This window comes from Paraburkholderia sp. BR10954, assembly GCF_040965775.1.
GTDB lineage: Bacteria > Pseudomonadota > Gammaproteobacteria > Burkholderiales > Burkholderiaceae > Paraburkholderia > Paraburkholderia youngii.
Map to the genome: position 1 here is coordinate 119,248 of NZ_JBFRCK010000015.1, position 13,872 is coordinate 133,119.

General features: G+C 64.6%; 14 protein-coding genes. 4 read left to right on the forward strand and 10 right to left on the reverse strand.

Annotated features, from left to right (window positions below; genetic code table 11):
• Positions 1 to 45 precede the first annotated feature (45 nt).
• The gene (locus AB4Y34_RS21440) at positions 46 to 1,575 is read right to left on the reverse strand and encodes a diguanylate cyclase (protein WP_255209070.1); all 1,530 of its coding nucleotides are present in this window, start codon (positions 1,573 to 1,575) and stop codon (positions 46 to 48) included.
• Positions 1,576 to 1,744: 169 nt separating this feature from the next.
• Positions 1,745 to 2,590, reverse strand: a complete 846-nt coding sequence (locus AB4Y34_RS21445; protein ID WP_368717152.1) for a CHAD domain-containing protein — start codon at positions 2,588 to 2,590, stop codon at positions 1,745 to 1,747.
• A gap of 225 nt (positions 2,591 to 2,815) precedes the next feature.
• On the opposite strand from AB4Y34_RS21445, the gene AB4Y34_RS21450 reads away from it, so the two are divergent.
• Together AB4Y34_RS21450 and AB4Y34_RS21455 are read left to right on the forward strand one after the other, a co-directional pair.
• The gene (locus AB4Y34_RS21450) at positions 2,816 to 3,409 is read left to right on the forward strand and encodes a short chain dehydrogenase (RefSeq protein ID WP_368717153.1); all 594 of its coding nucleotides are present in this window, start codon (positions 2,816 to 2,818) and stop codon (positions 3,407 to 3,409) included.
• 182 nt (positions 3,410 to 3,591) lie between these two features.
• Positions 3,592 to 5,178: an inorganic phosphate transporter gene (locus AB4Y34_RS21455; protein WP_368717154.1), complete on the forward strand. Its 1,587-nt coding sequence runs from the start codon at positions 3,592 to 3,594 to the stop codon at positions 5,176 to 5,178.
• Positions 5,179 to 5,280: 102 nt separating this feature from the next.
• Here AB4Y34_RS21455 and ppk2 read toward each other — a convergent pair whose 3' ends face one another.
• On the reverse strand, positions 5,281 to 6,207 hold the full coding sequence (ppk2, locus tag AB4Y34_RS21460; protein ID WP_176384989.1) for a polyphosphate kinase 2: 927 nt from the start codon (positions 6,205 to 6,207) through the stop codon (positions 5,281 to 5,283).
• Positions 6,208 to 6,371: 164 nt separating this feature from the next.
• The gene (locus AB4Y34_RS21465) at positions 6,372 to 6,770 is read right to left on the reverse strand and encodes a VOC family protein (protein WP_368717155.1); all 399 of its coding nucleotides are present in this window, start codon (positions 6,768 to 6,770) and stop codon (positions 6,372 to 6,374) included.
• Between the two features lie 180 nt (positions 6,771 to 6,950).
• Here AB4Y34_RS21465 and AB4Y34_RS21470 point away from each other — a divergent pair, with 180 nt between their 5' ends.
• Positions 6,951 to 8,000, forward strand: a complete 1,050-nt coding sequence (locus AB4Y34_RS21470) for a S1C family serine protease (RefSeq protein ID WP_176384985.1) — start codon at positions 6,951 to 6,953, stop codon at positions 7,998 to 8,000.
• A gap of 23 nt (positions 8,001 to 8,023) precedes the next feature.
• Here AB4Y34_RS21470 and AB4Y34_RS21475 read toward each other — a convergent pair whose 3' ends face one another.
• The 5 genes from AB4Y34_RS21475 to AB4Y34_RS21495 form a co-directional block, all read right to left on the reverse strand.
• Positions 8,024 to 9,427, reverse strand: coding sequence for an MFS transporter (locus tag AB4Y34_RS21475; RefSeq protein WP_176385003.1), 1,404 nt, complete (start codon positions 9,425 to 9,427; stop codon positions 8,024 to 8,026).
• A gap of 126 nt (positions 9,428 to 9,553) precedes the next feature.
• A complete protein-coding gene (locus tag AB4Y34_RS21480) occupies positions 9,554 to 10,318 on the reverse strand; it encodes an NTP transferase domain-containing protein (protein WP_368717156.1) in 765 nt (254 codons plus the stop codon).
• Between the two features lie 28 nt (positions 10,319 to 10,346).
• Positions 10,347 to 11,399: a lysylphosphatidylglycerol synthase domain-containing protein gene (locus AB4Y34_RS21485; protein ID WP_368717157.1), complete on the reverse strand. Its 1,053-nt coding sequence runs from the start codon at positions 11,397 to 11,399 to the stop codon at positions 10,347 to 10,349.
• Positions 11,396 to 12,211, reverse strand: coding sequence for a 2OG-Fe(II) oxygenase (locus AB4Y34_RS21490; RefSeq protein WP_368717158.1), 816 nt, complete (start codon positions 12,209 to 12,211; stop codon positions 11,396 to 11,398). Before AB4Y34_RS21490 ends, AB4Y34_RS21485 begins: the two co-directional genes overlap by 4 nt.
• Positions 12,208 to 12,909, reverse strand: a complete 702-nt coding sequence (locus AB4Y34_RS21495; RefSeq protein WP_368717159.1) for a CDP-alcohol phosphatidyltransferase family protein — start codon at positions 12,907 to 12,909, stop codon at positions 12,208 to 12,210. Before AB4Y34_RS21495 ends, AB4Y34_RS21490 begins: the two co-directional genes overlap by 4 nt.
• 241 nt (positions 12,910 to 13,150) lie before the next feature.
• Between AB4Y34_RS21495 and AB4Y34_RS21500 the strand changes: the two genes are divergently transcribed.
• Complete coding sequence (locus AB4Y34_RS21500; RefSeq protein WP_368717160.1) at positions 13,151 to 13,582, forward strand: hypothetical protein; 432 nt, start codon at positions 13,151 to 13,153, stop codon at positions 13,580 to 13,582.
• Here AB4Y34_RS21500 and AB4Y34_RS21505 read toward each other — a convergent pair.
• Positions 13,579 to 13,872, reverse strand: a complete 294-nt coding sequence (locus AB4Y34_RS21505) for a hypothetical protein (RefSeq protein WP_368717161.1) — start codon at positions 13,870 to 13,872, stop codon at positions 13,579 to 13,581. The two genes, AB4Y34_RS21500 and AB4Y34_RS21505, sit on opposite strands and share 4 nt — an antisense overlap.

The window sequence follows — 13,872 nt, forward strand, 5'->3', positions numbered from 1 at the left end:
TTGGGCCGAGCGAGCGCTCACGCTCACGTGAACGGATACCTGGCGTCAGAGCGCCGCGCCCGTACTCGACGACCCCTGCACCGCCGAATACTCGTCCCACTGCGCCGACCGGGTGCGATTGCGCCCTTCGTTCTTCGCCACATAGAGCTGCGCGTCAGCGGCGGCCAGCAGCTCGCCTCCGTTGGCGAAATCCGTGGCGCCCGGCAGCGCCGTGGCGCAGCCGACGCTTACCGTCACCGCCTGCGGCGCATCTTGTCCACGCACGATGACGCGGTTTTCCACCTTGCGGCGAATTTGCTCCGCGACGGTGAACGCGCCCCGCGCGGACGTATCCGGCAGCACCACCGCGAACTCTTCGCCGCCGTAGCGCGCGACCAGATCGACCGAGCGCCGCGCCACGGACGCGATGCAATCCGCCACCGCGACCAATACTTCGTCGCCGCTCTCATGGCCGTAGGTGTCGTTGAAGCGCTTGAAGTGATCGATATCGATGAACAGCACCGACAGCGGCTTGTCGTCGCGCCGCGCGCGCTTCCATTCGTCGTCGAGCCGCTTGTCGAGCACGCGGCGATTGCTGAGCCCGGTCAGCGAATCGGTCGAGGCGAGACGCACCAGCGCGGCCTGCGCGCGCTGTTTGTCCCGCAGCGCGAACGCGAGCAGCCACGACACGACCACGAACACCGCACCGAACCCGATGGTCAGCGCAGCCGCCACGTGGCTGCGATGCTGCCACGGCGCGAGCACGTCGTCGACGGCGGGCGCGATCGCCACGATCAGCGGCGTGCCGGGTACGTGCGCGTACGTAACGATGCGACGCACACCGTCGACCGGCGAGACCGATACGTAGGTGCCGGAGTCGTGCGCGGTCATCGGTACGAAGGTCGGCGACTTTGCAACGCTCGCGCCGATATCGCGCCCGTCGACCGGCTTGCGCGCGAGCAGCGTGCCGTCCGCCATCACGATGGAAACCGAACCCTGCTCGCCGGTGTCGATCCGGTCCAGCAGGTGCTGGAAGTACTCGATGCGAATCGCGAGCAGAGCGATGCCGGCGAAGTTGCCCTGCGCATCGTCGATGCGCCGCGTCAGCGCGATCGACGGCATGCCGCCGCGCAGCCGCGACATGAACGGATGCGAGAAATACAGGCCCGCCGCCGGGTTGCGCAGTTGCACCTGAAAGTATTCGCGGTCGTCGAGATGGACGGTGGTGTTGGCGTCGTCGTACTGTGCGGCGGCCACTTCGCCGTCGGCGCCGACGACATACGCACCGCCGAGAAAGGCGGCGGTGGTCGCGCGATCGAACAGCTTCGCCTGGCGTGCCGGGACCGGCAGCGTCCAGGTGTCCGGACTGCGCGCGGCATCCACCATCGATTGCAACGACAGATTATAGATTTCGACGTTGCGCGCGAGATCCGCGGAAATGATCGACACGAGGTTTTGCGAGGTCTGGCGCGCATGATCGAGCATCTCGCGGCGGCCTTCGCCGACTTCCACCGCAGTCAGGATCGACATCGCCAACGCGACGAGCGTGCCGGCGACGCCGGCCACCCACGGGCGGTTGCCCACATAGCGGGTCATCCCGGCTCGAACGGCATGCAACGTCAGGCGCAACCGATGACGCAGCGAAAGCCCATGCTGTGCCACGCTCCTCGCCTCCTTTCGCGGACGATTCTTTCGGACCGGCAGCGCGGTGCGCAGTGCATGTTGGGCTGCGGGTCCTCCGCGCTAGCGAGACGAGAGCACTCGTTCAGCCCAGTAGCTCCGACGCCGCGCGCAAGCGGCGTTTGCGTTTCCTGTCGAGCCAGGCCAACGCGGCTTCGATGTGGTCCGCGTCGGCAAGCGACGCCGCATTGTCGCGCAACAGCGCTTCGCTGGCGACGGTATCGTTGAGCAAGCCGAAGCGCTTCTGAAGCTTTTTCAGCCGCTCGAGCGTGCGCTTATGGCTGATTTTAAGCACCGGCCCGAAAAACTCGAACAGATAGCGCAGTTTCTTGCCCGCTTTTCTGACATCGTGGAAGGCCGCGTAATTCGAGCGTTTCGCATGGCGCGCGCGTTTCATGCGTTTCTTCAACGAGCGCTCCGACGCCCGAATGCGCCGAGCGGCAAATTTGCGCAACGCAATATCCGCATCGTGCGTGGCGTGCAGTTCCCCGGAAGTGGTGGCCAACGCATCGCGCAACAGATGTTTGACGTCGGCATTCAACAACGTCTCGCGGCTGGTCGCCAGCGTGTCGCGGCGCGTCCGCTCGAGCTTCGGCATCAACGCTCGAGCGTCGCCGCCTTCCTGCTTGAGCAACTCGATCAGGATGTCCCAATCGCGCGTTTTACCCGCCGCGGTGGCAAGAAACTTATAGACGGCGCGCTGGCGAGAATTTTCGCCCTTGTCGAGCAGCGGTGCGAACGCCCACCACAACGAACGCAAACGCCGCAGTGACACACGCAGTTTGTGCAGCGCTTCGGGTGACGGGTCGTCATGTATGCCTTTGGCGAGTCTGACCGCCTCATCAACCAGTGGCGCGGCGTAGGAAGTAAAGGCCCGCTGCGCCGATTCTTCGGGTACCGGCTCGTTGGCTGTTTCACTGTCTTGCTTCATCGATGCTCCCGGAAACGTGACCGTATTTCCAACGTAGCAAAATCGATGCTCGCGAGGGATTCACCGCGCATATCAGTGAGTTTCCCAGTTACGCGTTGGCGCGTCGTGTCGGCAGCGCCTATGCTCGACCGATGGGGCCGCTTATCGCGCGGTCCGGCGAATGCTCAGGCTTGACGATGCAGGGTGCAGCGCGGCAAATGCCGCAAACAGACCTGAGGAGGATGTATGCGAATACTCGTTGTCGGTGCGACCGGCCTGCTCGGCTCGCACATCGTGAAGCTGCTCGCCACCGAGCACGACGTGGTCGGCGCAAGCCGCAAGGGCTCCGACCTGCACGTCGATCTGTCCGACAAACGCAGCATCGAAGCGATGTATGCGCAAGCCGGCAGCTTCGACGCGATCATCTGCGCGGCCGGCTCAGCGAAATTCGCGCCGCTCGCGGCGCTTGGCGACGAAGACTTTTCTTTTAGTCTTGCCAACAAACTGATGGGGCAGGTCAATGTTGTGCGCTGCGGCGTGGACCATGTGTCGCAAGGCGGCTCGTTCACACTGACGAGCGGCGTGCTCGCGCAACAGCCGATGGAAGGCAGCGCCGCGGTCAGCATCGTCAATGCGGGTGTCGAGGCGTTTGCGCGCTCGGCCGCACTCGAGTTGCGCGGCAAAGCCCGCGTCAATGTGGTGAGCCCGGGGTGGGTCGCCGAAACGCTCGAATCGATGGGCCGCGATCCGTCGCAAGGGATACCGGCGGAAATCGTCGCGCAAGCCTATAAACGCACCCTCGGTGGCAGAGCAAGCGGCGAAGTCGTCAGCGCATCGTAGGCGCGACTGCGATGCGTCCACTGCCTGGTTTATTCATCACTTGCTTAGTCCAGTGCGCGGCGGCATAAGCCGCGCCGTGTCTATTTTTTACACCCCCATCGCCGTCACGCAGTTGTCATCATTGCGACACGCAGCGAAAGCAGCATCGAATACTCTGCGACCACATTTTTGGGGCTCACGCCATGCCGGAACTTTCGTATCCGCAACCAGGCGCCGCCAGCGGCAAGGGCCGTAGCGCAGGCCTGGTGATTTTCGCCGGCCTGCTCATTGCGGGCGTCGTGTACTGCGGTGTTCATCTGATAGACGATCTGCAGCCCGTGCGCGAAAGCTCGATGCTGCCCTATCTGTTGCTCGGCGTCGCGCTGCTGATCGCGCTCGGCTTCGAGTTCGTCAACGGCTTTCACGATACGGCCAATGCGGTCGCCACCGTCATCTATACCCACTCGCTGACACCGAATATCGCGGTCGTCTGGTCCGGCGCGTGGAATTTTCTCGGTGTGCTGTTGTCTAGCGGTGCGGTCGCCTTCGGCGTGCTGCAACTGCTGCCTGTCGAGTTGATCCTGCAGGTCGGCAGCAGCGCCGGGTTCTCGATGGTATTCGCGCTGCTGATCGCCGCGATCATCTGGAACCTAGGCACGTGGTCTCTGGGCCTACCGTCTTCGAGCTCGCACACGCTGATCGGCTCGATCATCGGCGTAGGCCTGATGAATCAGATGATGCACGGTGCGAATGGCACCAGCGGCGTCGACTGGACTCAGGCGCTCGGCGTCGGCAAGTCGTTGCTGTTTTCGCCGATCGTGGGCTTTCTGCTCGCGGGCTTGCTGCTGCTGATCCTGAAGGCCGTCGTGCGGGTGCCCGCGCTGTATGCCGAGCCGCAGGGCAAGGAGCCGCCGCCGTTCTGGATTCGCTGCCTGCTGATTCTGACCTGCACGGGCGTGTCGTTCGCGCACGGCTCGAACGATGGCCAGAAAGGCATGGGTCTGATCATGCTGATCCTGATCGGTACGGTGCCCACTGCGTACGCACTGAATCGAGCGGTCACGCCGGAGCAAACGCAGAACTTCGTCGCGGTCGCGCATCAAACCGCGGCGACGCTAGCGCGCTACACGCAGGGCGCGGCGCCGTCCGCGGATCCGCGCGCCGACGTCGAGGCCTTCGTGCGCACCCGTCAGCTGACACCCGCGACGCTGCCGGCGCTGCGGCAATTGACCGAGCAGATCGGCCGCCAGGTCGGCGAATTTGGCTCGATGGCCGCGCTGCCGCAAGGCATCGTCGATAACGTGCGCAACAACATGTATGTCACGTCCGAGGCGATCCGTCTGATGCAGAAGGCCAATCAGCCGCAGTTCTCGGCCGAGGACGCTAAGGTCATTGCCAACTTCAGGAAGCAGATCGATCACGCAACCAAGTTCATTCCGCCTTGGGTCAAGGTGGCGGTCGCGATCGCGCTGGGTCTCGGCACGATGGTCGGCTGGAAGCGCATCGTCGTCACGGTGGGCGAGAAGATCGGCAAACAGCATCTGACCTACGGCCAGGGCGCGTCGGCTGAACTCGTCGCGATGGTCACGATCGGTGCCGCCGACGTCTACGGTCTGCCGGTGTCGACGACCCACGTGCTCTCTTCCGGCGTGGCCGGCACGATGGCGGCCAACGGTTCGGGCCTGCAATGGGCCACCGTGCGCAGCCTGATCCTCGCATGGGTGCTGACGCTGCCCGCGTCGATCGCGCTCGCGGGCGGGTTGTACTGGGTGTTCCGTTCGGTGTTCTGAGTTCGCCGATCTGGCGGAACCCATCCAGCACGAAAAAAAGCGCGATACGTTCTATACGTACCGCGCTTTTTCGTTGGCCCGCTAGTCCATACGATCCGCTTTTTAGTACACCTCGGGCACGATCATCGCGTCGGGCACCGGCTGGCGGCTATAGTCTTCGTGATAGACGCGCGACGGCAATTCGATGTGCGGGTGCTCGATCTCATGATATGGCACCTGGCTCAGCAGATGGTGAATGCAGTTCAGGCGCGCGCGCTTCTTGTCGACGGCCTGCACGACCCACCACGGCGCCTCGGGGATATGCGAGCGCTGCAGCATCACTTCTTTCGCCTGCGTATACGCTTCCCAGCGGCGCCGGCTTTCCAGATCCATCGGACTCAGCTTCCACTGCTTCAGCGGATCGTGAATGCGGTTCTGGAAGCGGATTTCCTGCTCTTCGTCGGTGATCGAAAACCAGTACTTGAGGATCTGCACGCCGCTGCGCACCAGCATCTTTTCGAACTCCGGCACCGAGCGGAAAAACTCTTCGTATTCCTCGTCGGTGCAGAAGTTCATCACGCGCTCGACGCCCGCGCGGTTGTACCAGCTGCGATCGAATAGCACCATCTCGCCGCCCGCCGGCAGATGCGATACATAGCGCTGAAAATACCATTGCGTGCGCTCGCGATTATTCGGCGCGGGCAATGCTGCCACGCGGCACACGCGCGGATTGAGGCGCTGCGTGATGCGCTTGATCGCGCCGCCCTTGCCCGCCGCATCGCGCCCCTCGAAGATCACGACGAGCCGATGTCCGGTCGCGACGATCCAGTCCTGCAGCTTGACCAGTTCCCCCTGCAGGCGGAACAGTTCACGAAAGTACTGCCTGCGCGCCTCGCGATGCTCGGGCGTAAATCCGGCCGGGCCGTCGATGATGCGGTCGTCGACCTCCATTTCGAGTTCTTCGTCGTAGGCATCGATGAGGTCTTCCTCGAAACGGCGTTGCCGCTCCGCCATCAATTCGAAATCGGGTCTCGGGTCCGGCTCATTCATTGCGGCTCTCCTCGCAACAGGAATGGGATGGCGCGTCGGCGGCTAGCGCGACGCGGTCGCGTTCGATTATCGAAGCGCGAGGTGTCAGCCGTGTTACCGCGCGGGCGGTCGCTGCGGATGCGTGGAATCACCCATGATAGCGAGTTTTGCCCGGGCTGCCGCCGCTAGTGCAGCGGCCGCGCGAAGCTCAATTCGTGGCCGTCCGGATCGGTGATGTGAAAATAGCGCTCGCCCCACGGCGCATCCGCCGGCGCGAGCGACGGCTGCAAGCCCGCGGCCAGCGCCTTGGCATAGATCGCGTCGACGTCCGACACGTAGATGATCACGCGCCCCCACCAGGTGACCGGCGCGCGCGCATCGGCGATCAGGTTCAGATACGAGCTGCCGAACGCGAACGACGTGAAGGCCTCGCGCGGACCGCCGTATTTGAGCGGGAAGCCGAGCGCTTCGTAGAAGGCGACGGCGCGCTGCATGTCGCTGGTGGCGAGCGTGATTGCGCTCAGAGAATCGATGCGTGGTTCCGGCTGCGGAGGTTGCGGCGCGGAAGGGGTAGATGCGGACATGAAGGGGGTCTCCGTGGCGCGAGCGAGCGAGCGGCGAGCGACGGCCCGCCCCGGAAAGTGTCTCACACGCGGTGGCCGCCAGTGCGGCACTCGGGACGACCCCGGGCGCCCCGCCCCAGACGCCCTTGAAAACCCGCGCGACGCCCCGCATCTCGCAGCCCGTCTATCCGGAGCATCGTTATGGGAAGCCGTCCACGCTTCATCGATGACCTGTCGAGCGCCGCATCCGACGCCCCCGGGCCCCAATCCACCGAACTTTTGACCAACGACGACGACGCGCTGCTCGACGCCTACTCCCGCACCGTGATCGGCGCATTGGAGCGCGTGCAGCAGGCGGTCGCGTTTATCGCCGTCGAGCGCCGGCTGCCCGGCGATGCGTCCGCGCATGGGCGCGGCGCGCGCGGCGGCACCGGCTCGGGCTTTCTGTTCACGCCCGACGGCTACCTGCTGACCAATAGCCACGTCGTGCATGGCGCGACGCATATCCAGGTGACGCTCGCCGACGGCGCCAAGTTCGACGCCGATCTGGTCGGCGACGATCCCGGCAGCGATCTCGCGGTGCTGCGCATCGGTTCGCCGGAGCCGCTGCCGCATGTCGAACTCGGCGAATCGTCGAAGCTGCGCGTCGGGCAGATCGCTATTGCAGTCGGCAGCCCGCTGGGGCTGCAGCAGACCGTGACGACCGGCGTCGTTTCGGCGCTGGGCCGGTCGCTGCGCTCGAACTCTGGCCGCATGATCTACGACGTGATCCAGACCGACGCGGCGTTGAATCCGGGCAACTCCGGCGGACCGCTGATCAATTCGGCGGGTCAGGTGATCGGCGTGAATACCGCGATCATTCCTGGCGCGCAGGCCATCTGTTTCGCGACCGCTATCGATACCGCAAAGTGGGTCATCATGCAGATCTTCGCGCATGGCCGCGTGCGACGCGCGTATATCGGCGTGGCCGGCACGACGGCGCCGCTGTCGCGGCGTGTGCAGCGCTACTTTGGCCTGGGCACGCAAAGCGGCGTGCACGTCATGGAGATCGTCAAAGGCAGTCCGGCCGCGCTCGGCGGCTTGCGCACCGACGACACGATCGTCGCGATCGACGCACAGCCGGTGCAGGATGTGGATGGTCTGCAACGCACGCTCGATGCTTCGCGTATCGACAAGCCGGTCAGCGTGACGGTGTTGCGCGGCGCGCAGCGGCTGGAGTTGACGGTGACGCCGGTGGAGCAGGCGGGGTAGGCAGACTGCGCCCGTATCTTGACTTACGCGCGCCCGCGGCTGCCGCGCGCGATCTCATCGCCCGCGTCTCGCGGCAGCCGCCGCGTAATTGGAATCGACAGGCACGAGAACAGACCGACGACCAGAAACGCCGGCCAGAAATCGGAGAACACGATGTTCGGATGCCCTTGCAGACGATGCGAAATCAGCAGCACGATGCCCGAGATCGTCACGCCGAGGCCGAGCGACATCTGCTGGATCACGCTCGCAACACTCGTTGCGCGGCCGACGTCGCTGCTCGGAATATCCGCATAGGCCAGCGTATTGAGCGACGTGAATTGCAGCGAGGGAAAGAAGCCGCCCACCAGCACGATGCACCAGATCACCCAATGCGGCGTGCCGGGAAAAAACAACCCGTACACGGCGATCGCAAGACCCGCGCACCCGGCGTTGACCATCAGCACCGTGCGAAAGCCGAAGCGTTCGAGAATGCGCGACGCCACCGTCTTCATGAAGATCGAGCCGAACGCGGACGCGCAGGTGATCGCGCCGGCTCTGAACGCGGTCATGCCGAGCCCTTCCTGCAACGCGAGCGGCAACAGGAACGGCACCGCGCCAAGACCGATACGAAACAGCGAACCGCCGATCACGCTCGCATGAAAACTCGGAATGCGCAGCAAACGCAGATCGAGCACCGGCAGCGCGACGCGGCTTGCGTACAGCACATAAACCAGCAGCAGCACGATGCCGGTCACGCACATGCCGACCGATTCTCCCGTCGACACCAGTTCGCCGCCGACGAGCGAGAGCCCGAGCATGAACAACGACGCGCCACTTGCCGACAGCACGAAGCCAAGCCAGTCGAGCCGGCCTGGATGCGGCTCGCGCGTATTGGCGATGTACTTGTTGGTGAGCCAGATGCCGAGCAGCCCGATCGGCACATTGATCACGAAGATCAGACGCCAGTGCAGATAGGTCGTGATAAAGCCGCCGAGCGGCGGCCCGACCACCGGGCCGAGCAACGCCGGCACCGTTAGATAGTTCATCGCGCGAATGAACTCCGACTTCGGCAGCGAACGGAAGATGATGATGCGCCCCACCGGCACCATCAGCGCGCCGCCGATGCCCTGCACGAAGCGCGCGAGCACGAAGGTATCGAGCGAAGTGGAGGCCGCGCACAGCAGCGAGCCCGCCATGAAGATGCCGATCGCGGTTCGGAACACGGTGCGCGAACCGAAGCGGTCGGCGACCCAGCCGCAGATCGGGATAAAAACGCCGAGGCCGATCACATACGCGGTAACCGCAAGCTTCAGCGTGATCGGATCATGACCGAGGTCGCGCGCCAGAACCGGCAGCGACGTCACGATGACCGTGCCGTCCACGTTTTCCATGAACATCGCGCACGCGACGATCAGCGGAACGATGAAAGCGCCTAAAGCGAGCAGCATTGTCATGGCGACGGGCGGCCCGCCATCAATGGAAAGTGCCGATTATGGCATTGCGGCGGCAACAAATGTTGTCGCGCGAGGGGTTTTGCCGCGCGCCGTCATGCGTGCTGACGCGCGGCCGACGCTTTAGCGCGATGCGCTGACGAGCGGCTGCAACTGCGGCAGGATTTCGTTGGCCGCGCGCGCGACGTCGTTCGGGAAGTCGATCTCGATCCACGGCGCGCCGGTCACGTCGGCCGTGTCGAATACCTGGCTGCGCTCGAGCAGCAGGTCGCGCACCGCCTCTTCGTGCGGCATGTTCGCACGGCCGCTGTCGATATAGCCCGCGACGATCTGCGTAAAGCGTCGCGCGGTTTCCTCGCGGAAGCGGAAGAAGCCGACCGACTCGCCGATCGTGTCGAACTCCAGATTGACCGCGAGCTGCTTGCGCAACTCGACCGGCACGCCGTCCTTCAGGCATAGCTTGACCGGCTCGTCGCCCGCTTCGAAATCGCGGTCGATCAGCAGTCGGTTGACCGACTCGCCCGCCACCAGCGCGTTCAGGATGCGCTCGTCGTACAGCACGTCGGCGTCCATCAGCAGCACGTCGCCGCCGCGCGTCAACGCGTCGGCAACGGTATGCACGGTCAGCACGCTGCCCAGATCGAAACGCGGATTGAGCACGGTCTCGACCTTGTGCGGCCAGTTGATGCGCGCGAGTTCCGCCTGCACGGATTGCGGCTGGAAACCGAGCGCGAGCACGACGTCGGTCACGCCCGCGGTTTCGAGCATCTGCAGATGCCGTTCGAGCAGGCTCATACCGTCGAACTGCAACAGGCATTTCGGAAACTGGGCTTGCGGCGGTTGCTGGAGACGCAGGCCGAGGCCCGCGGCGAGAATGATGGCGCGCATGCGCGGTCCTTTGAAAAAAGTACGGAGGTCAATCGGCAACCGGCACACGCCGCGGGGCGCGCCGACGTTGCCAGCTTCGTTCGCTGAAGTGCAATACCAGCAGGCCCGGCAGGCCCAGCAGGATTTCACGCGCACGCTTGGCGAGCGACAACGCCAGCGCCGCATCGGGCGGCAAACCCACCAGCGGCGCGAGCAGCAGATAGCCGCCCTCCTGCACGCCGAGCGAGCCCGGAATCATGAAGGCCGCGCCGCGAATCGCCTGGCCGATGCTCTCCAGCAGCAGCGCGTCGATCCAGCCGGCCGGATGGCCGAGAAAACGCAGCGCGAGCCATACCTCGGCCGTGCCGACGACCCAGCCGACGAGGCTAAGCGCAAAGCTCGCCGCCACGCGGCCGCGCTCGCGGTACAGCGACTGCACGGCGGCATCGACGGCTTCAGCGCGCGTCATCAGAGACGACCAGTCGCGCTTGCCGAACACCTTGGCCACCACGCCGAGCAGACGCCCGAACAGGCCGCGCCGCTGCGCGAAGTAGAACCCGGCAATCAGCGCGCCGAGCACGCAGGTCGCGCTCAGCGTTGCGGTTCGCAGGTCGTGCAGCGTGCCGTGCGCGGCGTACGCGCCGAACATCGCGAGGCCGCCGAGCGCGAACACGATTTGTGCGAGCGCCTGCCATGTCGTGCTGACGGTGATCGCGGCGGCCGCGTCGCGCAGCAGCATGCCGCGCTGCGACAGTTGCCGCGCCATCACCACCGGACCGCCGATCTGTCCAGCGGGCAGCAGGCTATTCACCGATTCGCCGATCCAGCGCGCGGACAGCGCATCGCGCAGTGAGAGTCCGGCTCCCGCGCGGCTTGCTGGACCTTCATGCGCGCCGTCACGCGTCGGGTGGCCGCGCTTGAACAGCACCGCGATCGCAGCCGCATCGAGCACGAGCGGCACCACGTGGAACGCGGCGACGACCGCGAGCCCCCAGCCGGCTGCGAGCAAGGTGGACGCCACCGAGCCGAAGCCCCGCCACGCGAGCAGGCCGACGAACAGCGCCGAGCCGATCGACAGCAGAAGCAGCGCCGCGCGACTCATGCGGCGTCCTTGCCGCGCGAGGCCATCTGACGGAACACCTGACGGAAACCGAAGTACGCGATCGCGTCCTTCATGTTCGAAACGAAGCGGCGCCACGGCCGCATGTTGGGATCGGTGACGTATTCGAACGTCAGCGACACGCGCATCTCGTTCGGGCCGGCCGGCGTGATGCGATGACGCAGCTTGTCGCCATCGAAAAACACGAGGCCACCGGGCGGAATCTGCACCGAACCCGGCTGGTCCGGCATCTCCGGATTGCGCGTATGCAGCTCGTAGTCGAGCCGGCACGACGATTGGTCGATCACGCCGAGAAGCAGCGTGTAGCGGCGCCCGTCGTAATACGAAGTATCGTAGTGCCAGCCGATATGGTCGCCGGGGCGCGTGTAGTAGTAGAGCGCGTAGGCGTGCGGGTCGTCGGCAGGCGACACCTGCAGCTGGTCGCCGCTCAGTTGCTCGAGCCAGCCGATCAACTCCTTCGAACGATACAGCTCTGCGATGAACGGCGCGAGACGGTCGATCGTATGGCGGCTGACACTGCCGCCCTGCTTGTGGCCAGGCAGATAGTTGCGGTTCACTTCGTCGAGCAGCGAGCGCGCGCTGTGAACCAGCTGCGCGGTGACTTCCGGCGCGAGGAAATCTTCGAGATACAGAAACGCGTCCTGCGCGGCGAAGTCTTTGCGCAGACGCGCGTTGTCGAACGTGCGGGTACGGCTCGCGACCGCGCGGTCGGCATCGGGCGCGGGCGTGAGCGCCGCCACGGGCGTGCCTGTCGACACGGGCGCAATCACGTCGTCTTCGGCGTGCAGATTCATTTGCTGGCCCACTGTTGACTGGTTTCCGAAGTGGCGGGGGCCTTGGCCGTCAGGCGAGCGCTACGGCGCGCGACGCGCCAGTAGTCGATCACCACCCATGCGGCGAACAGCGGCGCGCCGATCGACGCGACCACCACGAACGGCGCGACGACATTCGTCAGCGTGACGATGGGCAGCAGGTAAAGCACGTCCTCGGTTTCGAAGCCCCCCACCGACGCCTGCTTCGTGCCGGCCTTGCCGACCATTTCCTCGATCCGCATGCGCAAGAAGAAGATCAGGGCAACCGCGACACCCGCAACCGCCCCGAGCATGCCGGGCGCGAGCTTCAAAGCATCGATCTGCGCACCGCCGACACCGATACCCATGCCGACGAACAGCATCACGGTCACGAGAGCATCGCAGGCGAGATCGTAAAAATGACCGATACGGCTCGACTTGCCGCCGACGCGCGCGAGTTCGCCGTCGGTGTGATCGACGAAATTAGACAGAACGATCAGAAGTGCTCCCGCATTGGCCCACCGGAATCCTCCGTGCGCAAGGCACAGCGCGCCTGCGACGCCGATCAGCAGGCGCAGCGTGGTCAAATGATTCGGGGTGACCCAGGTATCGATTAGCGGTGTCACGAGCCGGCGAGCGAGCCGGGCATCCCACGTACGTGGCGGCGGGACGTTTATTGGAGGTCGGGGTTGCGAAGTCATAAGGCGGAAATATATACGGGATTCTGAAAGCTTGCTGTTGCGTCGTATGTTTCCCGGCAATTTGCAAATACCGTTTGTATGTCCGCCACAAAGCGGAATTCGCCGAATCGCTGTAAAGTGCGAATCCAGTTGTGCCAGTCACGCGGAATCTGTTCGATGTGCAGCACCGCTCGCGCCCCTCCGGGGGATGGCGCAGTGGTTGCTAATCCACGGCATCGACTGTGGACGCCCGCCTACACTCATGAACCGTCTTCTTGTCCCTCTGCTGTTTGCCGCAGCCACCGCGCTGCCGCTGTCCTCTTTTGCCGTGGAGCTCGACGCGCCACTCGTATGCAATGAGAGCGGCCACCAGTTCATTGCTGATCTGATGCAACAGCAACTGATCAACCCGAAGCCAAGTCACGTCGAAAGCAACTCGATCAACGCGTTCTCGCCGATGCCCGGTGCGCATCTAACCGCGTTCGGTTTCCGCGTATTCGCGGTGGTGGGCTTCGAAAAAGACGACCCGATGTTCCGGGTCGGCGACGGCGAACCGGTCGCGCAGTCCGCGTATGGCGCCGTCGTGTTCGGCGGCGACGACAAGGTTAAAAGCGCGCTCGAGAACGCCGGCAGTACAGCGATCGTGCACCACGTCGCGCCGCTGATCACCGCGATTTTTTGCAAGCGCAACTAGGGATTGGCGGCGGCACGCGCTGGCTGCGGCCAGCGGTGTCGGTCGGGGCAAAACGCGCGCGCCACATTGCGATGATCGAGTGTTCTGCACGCGTTGCCGAGCACTTCGAAATCGAGTGGCCCGGTCGCGCCCGCTCCAAACGACACGCAATGCGACGTGTATTCGACGTGGACCGTTGCCGTCACTGCCGGAAATCGCGGCGCGGCGGGAATCGCGAAAGTAAACGCGCTGGCAAGCAGATGAGCGAGGTCATAGCGAACATCCGCCACGTCGATAAAACCTCGTCGCAA

What these genes read in the sequence shown, in the direction of transcription:
- AB4Y34_RS21485 (WP_368717157.1), bottom strand. Translation starts at nt 11,399, where the DNA reads ATGAGTCGCGCGGCGCTGCTTCTGCTGTCGATCGGCTCGGCGCTGTTC.
- AB4Y34_RS21455 (WP_368717154.1), top strand. Translation starts at nt 3,592, where the DNA reads ATGCCGGAACTTTCGTATCCGCAACCAGGCGCCGCCAGCGGCAAGGGC.
- AB4Y34_RS21500 (WP_368717160.1), top strand. Translation starts at nt 13,151, where the DNA reads ATGAACCGTCTTCTTGTCCCTCTGCTGTTTGCCGCAGCCACCGCGCTG.
- AB4Y34_RS21495 (WP_368717159.1), bottom strand. Translation starts at nt 12,909, where the DNA reads ATGACTTCGCAACCCCGACCTCCAATAAACGTCCCGCCGCCACGTACG.
- AB4Y34_RS21475 (WP_176385003.1), bottom strand. Translation starts at nt 9,427, where the DNA reads ATGCTGCTCGCTTTAGGCGCTTTCATCGTTCCGCTGATCGTCGCGTGC.
- AB4Y34_RS21445 (WP_368717152.1), bottom strand. Translation starts at nt 2,590, where the DNA reads ATGAAGCAAGACAGTGAAACAGCCAACGAGCCGGTACCCGAAGAATCG.
- AB4Y34_RS21480 (WP_368717156.1), bottom strand. Translation starts at nt 10,318, where the DNA reads ATGCGCGCCATCATTCTCGCCGCGGGCCTCGGCCTGCGTCTCCAGCAA.
- ppk2 (WP_176384989.1), bottom strand. Translation starts at nt 6,207, where the DNA reads ATGAATGAGCCGGACCCGAGACCCGATTTCGAATTGATGGCGGAGCGG.
- AB4Y34_RS21440 (WP_255209070.1), bottom strand. Translation starts at nt 1,575, where the DNA reads ATGACCCGCTATGTGGGCAACCGCCCGTGGGTGGCCGGCGTCGCCGGC.
- AB4Y34_RS21470 (WP_176384985.1), top strand. Translation starts at nt 6,951, where the DNA reads ATGGGAAGCCGTCCACGCTTCATCGATGACCTGTCGAGCGCCGCATCC.
- AB4Y34_RS21490 (WP_368717158.1), bottom strand. Translation starts at nt 12,211, where the DNA reads ATGAATCTGCACGCCGAAGACGACGTGATTGCGCCCGTGTCGACAGGC.
- AB4Y34_RS21465 (WP_368717155.1), bottom strand. Translation starts at nt 6,770, where the DNA reads ATGTCCGCATCTACCCCTTCCGCGCCGCAACCTCCGCAGCCGGAACCA.
- AB4Y34_RS21450 (WP_368717153.1), top strand. Translation starts at nt 2,816, where the DNA reads ATGCGAATACTCGTTGTCGGTGCGACCGGCCTGCTCGGCTCGCACATC.